This window comes from Halorubrum xinjiangense (assembly GCF_900102375.1).
Taxonomy (GTDB): Archaea; Halobacteriota; Halobacteria; order Halobacteriales; family Haloferacaceae; genus Halorubrum; species Halorubrum xinjiangense.
The window spans coordinates 110289-123055 of the sequence record NZ_FNBO01000003.1 but is presented as its reverse complement, the minus strand read 5'-3'; the positions used below and the strand labels follow the sequence as shown (position 1 = coordinate 123055).

Here is a 12767-nt window from a genome sequence, read left to right as displayed (position 1 = left end):
CCGGCGCCGCGGAAGGACAGGTAACAGATGTCCGACGACGACTTCATCGACCTGCGGTCCGACACCGTCACGGCGCCCTCGGCGGAGATGCGCGAGGCGGCCGCGACCGCCGAGGTCGGCGACGACGTGTACCGCGACGACCCGACGGTCAACGAACTGGAGCGCCGGGCGGCCGAGGCGGTCGGCACCGAGGCCGCGCTGTACGTCCCCTCGGGGACGATGGCGAACCAGATCGCGGTTCACACCCACACGGAGCCGGGCCAAGAGCTCCTCTTGGAGCGCGAGTCGCACATCTACCGCTGGGAGCTGGCGGGCGCGGCCAAGCTCTCGGGCGTCCAGACCCGGACGATAGACGCCGGCGAGCGCTGCGTCCCGACGCCGGACGCGGTCCGCGAGGGGCTCGTCGACGAGGACCTCCACCGCCCCGGCACCGGCCTCCTCTCCGTGGAGAACACCCACAACTACCGCGGGGGGATCGCGGTCCCCGTCGACCGGATCGCGGCCGCCGCGGAGGCCGCCCGCGACGCCGACGTGCCGGTCCACCTCGACGGCGCACGCGTGTTCAACGCCGCGGTCGCGCTCGGCGTCGACGCGAGCGAGATCGTCGACCCCGTCGACAGCGTCACCTTCTGCCTCTCGAAGGGGCTCGGCGCGCCGGTCGGGTCGATCCTCGCCGGCGACGAGGCGTTCGTCGAGGAGGCCCGCCGCGTCCGCAAGCTGTTCGGCGGCGGGATGCGGCAGGCCGGCATCATCGCCGCGCCCGGGCTCCGCGCGCTGGAGAACGTCGACCGGCTCGCCGAGGACCACGGCAACGCGGAGCGGCTCGCGGCCGGCCTCGACGCGCTCGACGGCGTCGACGCGCCCGCGCCCGACACCAACATCGTCGTGGCGCACACGGAGGCCGCCGGCATCCCGGCCGAGTCGCTCTACGCGGCCTGTAAGGACGCCGGCGTCGGCTGCGTCGAGTTCGCCGAGCACACGACGCGGTTCACCACGCACCTCGACGTCGACGACGCCGACGTGGACGAGGCGGTCGACCGGATCGCGGCCGTCGTCGACGAGCTGCGGGAGTGACCTGCCGAGTATTTCGGACCGCCGTCAGGCGGGGATGCGACGGTCCCACGGAAACGTTCAATTCGGCTGCCGACCAACGCCCTCGCATGGACGCACAGGCAGTCGACGCGGCTGCGCGGACCGCCCGAACCGAGGTGGACGACGCCCGCCCCTGAGGTCGTCGGCGTGGACATCAGCGGCCGCCACGAGGAGGACGGCGAGTGCCTGATGGTCGCGGCCGCGGTCCACGCGCGGGTCGACTCCGCGCGGATCCGCTCGGTGGAGGGGATGAGCTTCGCCGCCTCGCGCGAGGGGCCGACGCTGGAGGCGACCGTCGCGCTCGCCGCGGATGCGGTCGGGAACCTCCCGACTCCGCCGGCGGGGCCGGTCGTCGCGGAGGGCGGCGAGTTCTACGAGGAGCCGGCCGCGCGCGTCGGACTCAGCTTCCAGCCCGAGTTTAAATACGTCGAGAGCATAGGCGAGCGCGAAACAGTGCAGGCAGCACACCACGCCGCGTACGCCGCCCGGGAACTCCTCCGATGAGCGGGGACGCCGGGCAGGCGGACGCCGACTCGTCGACCGAGGGACGCCGCGCAGTCGTTGCCAAGCGCGTCGACTCCGGAGAGGCCGACCTCGCCGAGATATCGCAGCTCGCGGCCGCCGCGGGCTACGAGGTGGTCGGCGAGCTCACCCAGACCCGCACCGAGGACGCCGCGTTCATGTTCGGCGAGGGGAAGGTCGCGGAGCTCCGCGACCTCGTCCGGCGGACCGACGCGAACGCCGTGATCATCGACAACGACGTGGGGCCGTACCAGACGTTCAACGTCGGCGGGAAGCTCCCCGAGGGCGTCGAGATGATCGACCGGTTCACGCTCATCCTCGAGATATTCGGCCAGCGCGCCAACACGCGAAAGGCGCAGCTCCAGGTCGAGCTCGCGGAGCTCCGGTACGAGCTCCCGCGCGCGGAGGCGAAGGCGAGCCTCGCGAAGCGCGACGAGCGCCCCGGGTTCATGGGGCTCGGCGAGTACGACGAGAGCGTCGAGCGGGACATCAAACGGCAGATATCGGAGATCCGCGACGAGCTTGAGTCGATCGCCGAGAAGGAGGAGGCGCGCCGCGAGCAGCGCCGCGACTCCGGGTTCGACCTCGTCGCGCTCGCGGGCTACACCAACGCCGGGAAGTCGACGCTGATGCGCCGGCTCGCGGACGAACTCGAGGTCGACGAGAACGCCGACCGCCACCGCGACCTCGACACCACCGCAGAGTCGCAGGACATGCTGTTCACGACGCTCGGCACCACAACGCGCCGGGCCGAGATGGAGAAGCGCGACGTCCTCCTCACCGACACGGTCGGGTTCATCGCGGACCTCCCCCACTGGCTCGTGGAGTCGTTCGAGTCGACGCTCGACTCCGTCTACCGCGCCGACCTTGTGTTGCTCGTCGTCGACGCCAGCGAGTCCGTCGAGGAGATGCGCGAGAAGCTGGTCACGAGCCACGACACCCTCTACGAGCGCAACGAGGCGCCCGTCGTCACCGTGTTCAACAAGATCGACCGGCTGGAGCCGGGCGAGCTGGCGGACAGGCGCGCCGCGCTCTCCGGGGTCGCGCCCGACCCGATCGCCGTCTCCGCGAAGACGGGCGCGGGGGTGGCCGAGCTCCGGGACCGCGTCGAGGACGAGCTCCCGAACTGGGAGCGCGAGCGGCTCGTCCTTCCGGTCTCGGACGACGCGATGAGCCTCGTCTCCTGGGTCCACGACCACGGGCACGTCGCCGAGGAGACGTACGCGGGCGACCAGGTGACGGTCGACTTCGAGGCGAAGCCCTCGATTGTCGCCCGCGCTCGCGCGAAGGCCGCCGACCTCTCGGCGCCGCCCGCCGAGGAGTCGGCCTGACCGCGGGCGGTCGGCGGCGATCGGTCCGCCGCCGCGCTCGCTGTGGCTCTCACTCGCCGGGGCTCTCACTCGCCGGGGCTCTCACTCGCCGGGGCTCTCACTCGCCGGGGCTCTCACTCGCCGGTGACCCGGACAAAGTATACGGGTCTGCGCGGGCCATACGGTGTCATGGACAACCCCGGGACCGACGGTCGGCTCGTCGACGGCGACGAGGACGTCGTCCCCCCGCCGGCCGACTTCAGGCAGCGAGCCGCCGCGAGCGACCCCGCGGTGTACGACCGGTTCGACCGCGAGGGGCGGGATGCGTGGCGCGCGGCCGCCGACCTCCTGACGTGGGACCGGGAGTACGAGACCGTCCTCGACGACAGCGACCCGCCCTTCTACGAGTGGTTCCCGGACGGCCGGCTCAACGCCGCCGTGAACTGCGTCGACCGCCACCTCGACGAGCGCCGCAACCAGCTCGCGATTCGGTGGTTCGGGAAGCGCGGCGAGCGCCGGTCGTACACGTACCTCGACCTCCACCGAGAGGTGAACGCGGTCGCGGCCGGGCTCCGCGAGCTCGGCGTCGAGGAGGACGACGTGGTGACGCTGTACCTGCCGATGATCCCGGAGCTGCCAATCGCGATGCTGGCCTGCGCGCGCATCGGCGCGCCGCACAACGTCGTCTTCGCGGGGCTGTCGGCGGAGGCGCTCGCGACCCGGATCGACGCCGCCGACTCGGAGTTCCTGATCACCTGCGACGGCTACTACCGCCGCGAAGACGCGTTCAACCAGAAGTCGAAGGCGGACAACGCGCGGATCCGCGCCGAGGGGGAGCTGTCGGCCGCGGTCGTCGTCGATCGACTCGGCGACGAGCTCGCCGTCTCGCTGGGCGACGACGAACACGAGTACGACGCGCTCGTCGAGGCCCACGACGGCGAGACGGTCGAACCGGTCGCCCGCGACGCGACGGACCTGCTGTTCGTGATGTACACCTCGGGGACGACCGGGCGGCCGAAGGGGGTCGAACACGCGACGGGCGGCTACCTCGCGCACGTCGCGTGGACGACGCGGAAGGTCTTGGACGTGCGGCCCGAGGACACCTACTGGTGCGCCGCCGACATCGGCTGGATCACCGGCCACTCTTACGGCGTGTACGGCCCGCTGGCGACGGGGACGACCACGGTGCTGTACGAGGGGTCGCCGGACTACCCCGACCGCGACCGCGTCTGGGACCTGATCGAGCGCAACGCGGTGAGCGTCTTCTACACCTCGCCGACCGCGATCCGGTCGTTCATGAAGTGGGGCGCGGAGTACCCCGAGTCGCACGACCTCTCGTCGATCCGCCTGCTGGGGACCGTCGGCGAATCGATCACGCCGAAGGCGTGGCGCTGGTACCGCGACCACGTCGGCGGCGGCGACGCGCCCGTCGTCGACACGTGGTGGCAGACCGAGACCGGGGCCATCGCGCTCGCGACGCTCCCCGGCGTCACGCCGATGAAGCCCGGCAAGGTCGGCCCGCCGTTGCCGGGGATAGACGCCCGCGTCGTCGACGAGGACGGCGAGCCGGTCGACCCGGGCGAGTCGGGCTACCTCACGCTCGCCTCCCCGTGGCCCGGCATGCTGCGCGGCCTCCGCGAGGGCGACGAGCGCTACCTGCGGGAGTACTGGCTGGAGGGCGGGGACGGCTGGCGCTACCGCACCGGCGACGGGGCGACCGTCGACGAGGACGGCTACGTCACGATCCTCGGCCGGGTGGATGACGTGATCAACGTCCGCGCACAGCGGTTCAACACCGGCGAGTTGGAGGCGGCCATCGTCGACGCCGACGGCGTGACCGAGGCCGCGGTCGTCGGCGACGACGACGGGAGGATCGTCGCGTACGTGACGACGAAGAGCGCGGTCGAGCCCGACGAGGGGCTCCGCGACACCATCGCGGACCGCTTGGCGAGCGCCGTCGGCGACGTGGCCCGTCCGGACCGGATCGTGTTCACGCCCGAGCTCCCGAAAACGCGCTCGGGGAAGATCATGCGGCGGCTGCTGGAGGACATCGCCCGCGGCGAGGAGTTCGGCGACGTGAGCGCGCTCCGCAACCCCGAGGTCGTGGGAGAAATCGAGTCGACTGTGCGTGAAAAGAGAAACTGAATACAGTTTCTCTAAGCCCATCGAGATACGAGTAATAGTTACTTGTCGGCGGCGACCGTGGGACACGGCATGGCCACCAGCGTTTTCTCACGGGACGCGGTCCACGCGCGCCGCCGCGCCGTCGTCAAGACCCTCTGCTATCGTGCGTTGATGGTAACGATCACGGTGCTGGTCGCGTGGCTGGTCGTCGGCGACGTCGGCCAGGCGGCGAGCATCGGCTTCGTGACCAACGGGGTAAAGACGATCACGTACTACGGCTACGAGCGCCTGTGGGACCACGTGTCCTGGGGCGTCGGCCTGTCCGGGTGACCGGCGAGCAGCGTTTCGGAATCGCGTAGTTAACCGAAATACAACGGTAGGAAAACGGACCCGATAAGAAGGGCTTTCGCGGCGAAAGCGCGGTCACCCCGCTGAAGAGCCGTTTTCCGGAAGAATTTTGTTTCGGCTACTTGTTGATTTCCGAAACGAATGGTCGATGGCCTCGACGCGGACGCCTACGACGCGCTCGTCACCGCCGCGGAGACGTATCGCGCGGCGCTGGTCGTCAGGCTGGCGGGCGAGGCCGGGCTCCGTACCGAAGAGATAACCCGCGTCGCCCCGCGACACCTGCGCGACGCGGAGTCGGTCTCGGACGCGCGACTGCTCGCCGTCCCCGCGGGTGACGGCGACGAGCGAGCGGACGGGGATTCGCCCCCGACAGGCGACGAACGGATCGGCCGCGAAACGGTGGTTCCGGCCTCGCTGGCGGCCGATCTCGACCGGTACGCGACGAGCGAAGGGCTCGGCGACGACGACCCGTACGTCGACGTCTCGCCCCGGCGCGTCCAGATGATCGTGAGCGAGACGGCGGCGCGGGCGGCCGGCCTCGCCGACGGCGCGCTTGACGAGCGGGTCACCCCGAGCGCCCTCCGGAAGACGTTCGCTCGGCGACATCTCGTCGACCGCGGCGTCGACCCGCGAGCCGTCCGCGACGCCGGCGGCTGGGAGTCGCTCGGCACGTTCGACTCGTACCTCGACCCGCTCGATGGCGAGGCGCTCGCGGCCGCCATCGCCGGCGACGAGAGGGTCGGCGACGCGTCGGCAGAGCAGACCGTGATGACCGTCCTCCCGGGATTCGAGGCGCTCGCGGACCCGGGGTCGTCGGCCCCCGCGGCGGCCGTCGTCGCGGGGCTGATCGAGGTCGACCGCTGGGCCGAGGCGTGGGTCGTCCGCCGGGCGGTCGGCGGCGAGCGGGCGGCCGTGACCGCGGCGGCGGGCGTCGCTCGGGAGACGCTCGCGGACCGCGGCGTGACCGCCGGTGGGCCGTGGCTGGACGCGATACCGGAGGGTGCGTCGGCCGCGACCGACGGCCGAAAGGAGACCGACGGCCGGCCCGCGGTCGCGGTCCCCGCGGCCTACGAGGGCGCGGTCCACGGCGCGCTCTGCGTCGTCGCGGCCGACGACGACCCGGCCGACGAGCCCGAACGCCGAGCGCTCGCCGCGCTCGGGGGGTGCCTCGGGCGGGCGATCACCGCCGACCGGTGGCGAGAGCTGCTCCACTCCGACGCGGTCACTGAAGTCGAGTTCCACACGACCGACGACGCCGCGTTCCTCGCCCGGGCGAGCGACCGGCTGGACTGTTGGATCGAGCTGGCCTCGACCGTCGACGTCGACGACGACGTCTCTCGGGCGTACCTCTCCGTCAACGGGGCCCGACCGCAGGACGTCGCGGCGGTCGTCGAGGCGGCGGCGGGGGTCTCCGACTTCCGGGTGATAGAGACCCGTGAGGACGGCTGTTCGGCCTCGGTGCGCCTCGCGGACGGGTCGCTCGTCAGGGCGCTCATCGACCACGGCGCGACCGTGCGCGACGCGTCGGCGGCCGACGGTCGGGTCCGCGTCGTCGCGGACTTCCCCGAAGGGACGAACGTCCGTCCCGTCGCGGACGGGCTCCGCGACCGGTTCGCGGACGTCAGGCTCGCGAGCAAGGAGTCGGTCGCGCGCTCGCCGCGCGCGGAGTCCTCGCTCCGCGACGGGATCGCCGACCGGTTCACCGACCGCCAGTGGGCCGCGCTGTCGGCGGCGTACCACGGCGGCTACTTCGACTGGCCGCGCGGGAGCACGGCCGAGGAGGTGGCCGACGCGATGGACGTCTCGTCGCCCACGTTCCACAACCACCTCCGGAAGGCCCAGCGCGCCCTCCTCGACGGGGTGTTCGAGGACGACGCGGCGCGACCGGGCCGAGGGGACGACGAGCGAGCGGCCCCGCCCGGCGGGTAACCTCACGGTAGGCTCAGCCGGCGGGTACTCCGACCGCTCGCGCGTCCCGCGGCGCGGCTCTCGCCGCTCGATCCGGCGGAGTCTGTCACGATTTTTCGTATTTAGCGTCGACGTTTATATGCCGAGATCGGTTGGATACGACCGTACCATGACAGAGGGAGACGGCCAACTGGAAGCGAGATTGGCGGAACAGGAGGTATTCGAGCCGTCGGAGTCGTTCGTCGAGCAGGCGAACGTCTCCGACCCAGAGATATACGAGGAGTTCGACGAGAACTGGCCCGAGTGCTGGGAGACGGCTGCCGACCTGCTGGAGTGGGAAACCGACTACGACCAGGTGCTCGACGACAGCAACCCGCCCTTCTACGAGTGGTTCACGGGCGGCGAGCTGAACGCGTCGGCGAACTGCCTCGACCGACACCTCGACGACCGCGGCGACGAGGTCGCGATCGAGTGGGTCGGTGAACCGGTCGACGAGGACGACCGCTCGTACACGTACGAAGAGCTCCACCGCGAGGTGAACGAGTTCGCGGCCGCCCTCCGGGAGCAGGGCGTCGAGGAGGACGACGTCGTCACGATGTACATGCCGATGATCCCGGAGCTGCCGATCGCGATGCTGGCCTGCGCGCGCATCGGTGCGCCGCACAGCGTCGTGTTCGCCGGGTTCTCGGCCGACGCGCTCGCGACGCGGATGAACTCCGCGGACTCGGAGTACCTCGTCACCTGCGACGGCTACTACCGTCGCGGCGACCCGCTCGACCACCTCGATAAGGCGAACGAGGGGCTCGCGGGCGTCGACCACGACACGACCACGGTAATCGTCGATCGCCTCGGACCGAACGGCGACGACTTCGGTCACGACCTCGGCGACGACCAGGTCGACTACGGCGACCTCGTGGCGGAACACGAGGGCGCCGAGGTCGACCCGGTCACCCGCGACGCCGAGGACATGCTGTTCCTGATGTACACCTCGGGGACGACGGGGAAGCCGAAGGGCGTGAAACACACGACCGGCGGCTACCTCTCGTGGGTGTCGTGGACCTCGCAGTCGGTCCTCGACATCAAGCCAGATGACACGTACTTCTGCTCGGCCGACATCGGGTGGATCACGGGTCACTCCTACATCGTCTATGGGCCGCTCGCGCTCGGGACGACGACGATGATGTACGAGGGGACGCCCGATCACCCCGAACAGGACCGCCTCTGGGAGATCGTCGACGAGTACGACGCGACCCAGCTGTACACCGCGCCCACGGCCATCCGCGCGTTCATGAAGTGGGGCTCGAAGTTCCCGGACCGCCACGACCTCTCCTCGCTGCGCCTGCTCGGCACGGTCGGCGAGCCGATCAACCCGCGCGCGTGGAAGTGGTACTACCAGCACATCGGAAACGAGGAGTGCCCGATCGTCGACACGTGGTGGCAGACCGAGACGGGCGGGATGATGGTGACGACGCTGCCCGGGATCAAGGACATGAAGCCCGGCGCCGCGGGACCGCCCCTGCCGGGCCTCGACGTCCAGATCCTGGACACGCTCGGCGACGAGGTCGAGCCCGGGAAGGCCGGCTACCTCACGGTGCAGAAACCGTGGCCCGGCATGCTCCGGACGCTGTACAACAACGACGAGCGCTACATCGAGGAGTACTGGGCGGAGTACTCTGATACCGACAGCGACGACCCCGACGACTGGGTGTACTTCCCGGAGGACGGGGCGAAGATCGACGAGGACGGCTACATCACCGTCCTCGGCCGTGTCGACGACGTGCTCAACGTCTCGGGCCACCGGCTCGGGACGATGGAGATTGAGTCGGCGATCGTCGGCGTCGAGGGCGTCGCCGAGGCGGCGGTCGTGGGCGGGAACCACGACATCAAAGGCGAGGCCGTCTACGCGTACGTGACGACCGAAGACGGCTACGAGGGCACCGAGGAGCTCCGCGACGCGATCGTCGCGGGCGTCGAGGACGCCATCGGTCCGATCGCCCGCCCGGAGCAGGTCGTGTTCACGCCCGACCTGCCGAAGACCCGGTCCGGGAAGATCATGCGGCGCCTGCTGGAGAACATCGCAGACGGCAAGGAGCTCGGGAACACGAGCACGCTTCGGAACCCCGAGATTGTCGAGGAGATCCAACAGAAGGCCGACGCCGAGTAGCGCTCGGCGAACCGTTTTCAATCGGTTTCACTGACGACCACGACGGATCACACGACGATAATCATCACGAAAAAATCATACAAACGAACCCACAACACACGCCAAAACATGACAGATAATACCTCACACGAACGAGACGACGCGGTCGCTGACGGTGGCCGCGCAACTGACGACGCGGCCACCGACGGGGCTCGCGCAGCCGACGACGCGGCCACCGACGGGGGTCGCGCACCTAACGACGCGGCCACCGACGGCGGCGTCGCCTCGACCGGCGCCGCACAGACGCACAACAACACCGACTACCTCGGCGCGGAGGTGAACATCCTCAATCCGAGCACGCCGTACATGCGCGATCACCTCCGAATCGTCTGGACGGGGTTCGCCATCTGGGTCCTCGCGGTGTGGGGGCCGGTGACCCTGACGCGGCTCGCGCCCGGTCCGATGACGCAGACGATGCCGATATTGGGGTTCCCGCTCCACTACTTCCTCGTCGCGTTCGGCGCCCCGACCAGCGCGCTGATCCTCTCGTTCTGGTACTCGCGGAAGCGGGACGCGCTCGACGAGAAGTACGGCATCGAACACACTGACGTCGCAACGACTCAAAGCGGCGCTGACGCCGCGGCGGCCGACGGAGGGGTCGACGAATGACGGCGAGTTCGCTCCTCTTGCAGAGCGACCTCCTGCCGGAGGCCCTCGACATCTCGTTCAAGCTGGCGCCGGCGCTCCTCGTGATCGGGATGTTGGGGCTGTTCCTCACCATCGGCTTCGTCTTCCGCGTGGCCGACACCGACGACATGTGGGTCGCCGGCCGGTCCATCGGGAACGTCGAAAACGGGATGGCGATCGGGGCGAACTGGATGTCGGCGGCGTCGTACCTCGGGATGGCGGCGTCCATCGCGCTCGCCGGCTTCTACGGCCTCGTGTTCGTCGTCGGCTGGACGACGGGGTACTTCATCCTACTCATCTTCCTCGCCGCGCAGCTGCGTCGGTTCGGAAAGTACACGGCGCCGGACTTCGTCGGCGATCGGTTCAACTCCGACACCGCGCGCGCCATCGCGGCGGTGACGACGTTCCTCATCGGCTTCGTCTACGCCATCGGGCAGGCGAAGGGGATGGCCTTGGTCGGCCTGTACATCTTCGGTAACTACGGCGGTCTGATCCCCGGCCTCGACGGGTACCAGGTGATGGTCGTCGCCATGATGGTCGTCACCGTCGGGTACCTGACGCTGTCCGGGATGCTGGGCGCCACGAAGAATCAGGCGGTCCAGTACGTCATCCTGATCCTGGCGTTCGTCGTCGGGCTGTTCGTCGTCGGCTACACGAACGGCTACTCGACGGTGCTACCGCAGCTGGAGTACGGCGCGCTGATCAGTCAGCTCGGCAGCGAGTTCTCCGAGCCGTTCGCCGGGTCGAGCTACTACCTCTGGGTCGCCACGACGTTCTCGCTCATCGTCGGCACCTGCGGGCTCCCGCACGTGCTCGTCCGGTTTTACACGGTCGAGAGCGAGCGGACGGCCCGCTGGTCGACGGTCTGGGGGCTGTTCTTCATTTGCATCCTCTACTGGAGCGCTCCGGCGTTCGCGGCGTTCGGGACCGACCTCTACTCGCAGAACGTCGGTGCGACGTACGGTGACCCCGGCATGACGGGCGCGGCCAGCGAGGTCATCGTCGTGCTGGCGACGCAGCTGTCCGGGCTCCCGTCCTGGTTCGTCGGCATCGTCGCGGCGGGCGGTATCGCCGCGGCGATCGCGACGGTCGCCGGGCTGTTCATCGCCGGCTCCTCGGCGATCAGCCACGACATCTACACGAACATCATCAACGAGGACGCGACGCAGCGCCAGCAGATCCTCGTCGGCCGCCTCTCGATCGTCGCGCTGGGCGCGCTGACCACGCTGGCCGCGCTCAACCCCGCGTCCTCGATCGCGGCGCTCGTGGGCTACGCGTTCTCGCTCGCCGGCTCCGTGCTGTTCCCGATGTTCTTCCTCGGCATGTGGTGGGAGAACGCCAACCGCCAGGGCGCGCTGGCCGGCATGACGACCGGGCTGACCCTCTGGTCGATCCCGATGATCAACGAGATCGTCCCGACGTACATCGGCTCGCTCGAGGCGCCGCTGTCGGCCGGGTTGGCGACGTGGATGCCCGCCATCGGCTCGGCGCTCATCACGCTCCCGGTCGTGCTCGCCGTCACCGTCGTCGTCTCGATGGCGACCGACGAGCCGTCGCTCGAAACGAAGCGGATCGTCAGGCAGTGTCACAGCCCCGAACCGATGGGACAGCAGGAGACCGCCGAGGACGTCGTCGCCGACGGCGGCGAAGACATCGCGACGGATGGCGGCCGCGCAATGGACGACGCGGCTGCGGACGGCGGCCGCGCAATGGACGACGCGGCCGCGGACGGCGGCCGCGCTGACGACGCGGCCACGGAGGAGTAATCCATGTACGAACGCATCCTCGTCCCCACGGACGGAAGCGACGTCGCAGAGTCTGCCGTCGACCACGCGCTCGACCTCGCTGAGAAGTACGACGCCGAGGTCCACGCGCTGTACGTGGTCGACATCGACTCGGTGAACTTCAGTCTCGGCACCGAGCAGGTCGACCGGCTCAAGCAGGGTCGGTTCGACGAGATGGGCGAGCTGAAAGAGCAGGCCGACGAGGCGACCGGCGTGGTCGCCCACCGCGGCGCCGACCGCGGCGTCGACGTGGTCGAACACGTCTCGGGCGGCCGACCGCACAAGGTGATCGCCGACTACGCCGAGAACCACGGCGTCGACCTCATCGTGATGGGCAGTCACGGCCGGGCCGGCGTGCGCCGCGCGCTGCTGGGCAGCGTTACGGAGCGCACCCTGCGGTCGACGCACGTCCCGGTCCTCGTCGTCGACTACCTCGACGAGAACTGAGGGCGGCGCACCGGTCCGCGGTCCCGTTCCTCGCGCAGTCGACCCGCGCGATTCCGCAACACCGACGTAACCCCCCACATACACTCATAGCATGCCCGACTCGGACGCCGCGGAGACGCCGGACGACCAGCCGACCGACCCGAGCGTCGCCGACCGCGCCCGACACGTGCTCAGCGAGAACGGCACCGGGATGCTTCAAGACCTGCTGTTCGCGCTCGTCTGGGTGGGACTCGCGTCGGCGCTGTACAACGTCGCCTTCCCGACGGCGCCGCAGTGGGTGCTGTACATGTTCATGCTCGCAGGGATCCCGGCGTACTTCGGCTTCTTCATCTCGCTGGAGATGGCCAAGGAGCGCCGCGCGCGCTGACGCGGCGACGCCGAGAGACCGGTCCCACGTCGCGG

The 12767-nt window shown here is 69.9% G+C and carries 11 protein-coding genes; all 11 read left to right on the top strand.

From position 1 onward, the window contains the following. Window positions 1-27 precede the first annotated feature (27 nt). Window positions 28-1074, top strand: a complete 1047-nt coding sequence (locus F3H13_RS05155) for a threonine aldolase family protein (protein ID WP_149797983.1) — start codon at window positions 28-30, stop codon at window positions 1072-1074. A 165-nt stretch (window positions 1075-1239) separates the two neighbouring features. After that, window positions 1240-1596 carry a DUF2209 family protein gene (locus F3H13_RS05150; protein WP_149797982.1) on the top strand — a complete coding sequence of 119 codons (357 nt, stop codon included), beginning with the start codon at window positions 1240-1242 and terminating at the stop codon, window positions 1594-1596. Next, the gene (hflX, locus tag F3H13_RS05145; RefSeq protein ID WP_149797981.1) at window positions 1593-2945 is read left to right on the top strand and encodes a GTPase HflX; all 1353 of its coding nucleotides are present in this window, start codon (window positions 1593-1595) and stop codon (window positions 2943-2945) included. Before F3H13_RS05150 ends, hflX begins: the two co-directional genes overlap by 4 nt. Window positions 2946-3113: 168 nt before the next feature. Beyond that, on the top strand, window positions 3114-5069 hold the full coding sequence (gene acs / locus F3H13_RS05140) for an acetate--CoA ligase (protein ID WP_149797980.1): 1956 nt from the start codon (window positions 3114-3116) through the stop codon (window positions 5067-5069). Between the two features lie 69 nt (window positions 5070-5138). Continuing rightward, on the top strand, window positions 5139-5378 hold the full coding sequence (locus F3H13_RS05135) for a DUF2061 domain-containing protein (RefSeq protein ID WP_149797979.1): 240 nt from the start codon (window positions 5139-5141) through the stop codon (window positions 5376-5378). A gap of 159 nt (window positions 5379-5537) precedes the next feature. Continuing rightward, complete coding sequence (locus F3H13_RS05130) at window positions 5538-7325, top strand: bacterio-opsin activator domain-containing protein (RefSeq protein ID WP_149797978.1); 1788 nt, start codon at window positions 5538-5540, stop codon at window positions 7323-7325. A 148-nt stretch (window positions 7326-7473) separates the two neighbouring features. Beyond that, complete coding sequence (gene acs, locus F3H13_RS05125; RefSeq protein ID WP_149797977.1) at window positions 7474-9468, top strand: acetate--CoA ligase; 1995 nt, start codon at window positions 7474-7476, stop codon at window positions 9466-9468. 108 nt (window positions 9469-9576) lie between these two features. Next, a complete protein-coding gene (locus F3H13_RS05120) occupies window positions 9577-10116 on the top strand; it encodes a DUF4212 domain-containing protein (protein WP_149797976.1) in 540 nt (179 codons plus the stop codon). Beyond that, the gene (locus tag F3H13_RS05115) at window positions 10113-11900 is read left to right on the top strand and encodes a VC_2705 family sodium/solute symporter (protein WP_149797975.1); all 1788 of its coding nucleotides are present in this window, start codon (window positions 10113-10115) and stop codon (window positions 11898-11900) included. The genes F3H13_RS05120 and F3H13_RS05115 overlap by 4 nt, the downstream gene beginning before the upstream one ends. Before the next feature lie 3 nt (window positions 11901-11903). Next, a complete protein-coding gene (locus F3H13_RS05110) occupies window positions 11904-12365 on the top strand; it encodes a universal stress protein (RefSeq protein WP_149797974.1) in 462 nt (153 codons plus the stop codon). Window positions 12366-12456: 91 nt separating this feature from the next. Then, on the top strand, window positions 12457-12732 hold the full coding sequence (locus tag F3H13_RS05105) for a hypothetical protein (protein WP_149797973.1): 276 nt from the start codon (window positions 12457-12459) through the stop codon (window positions 12730-12732). The last annotated feature ends 35 nt before the right edge of the window (window positions 12733-12767 follow it).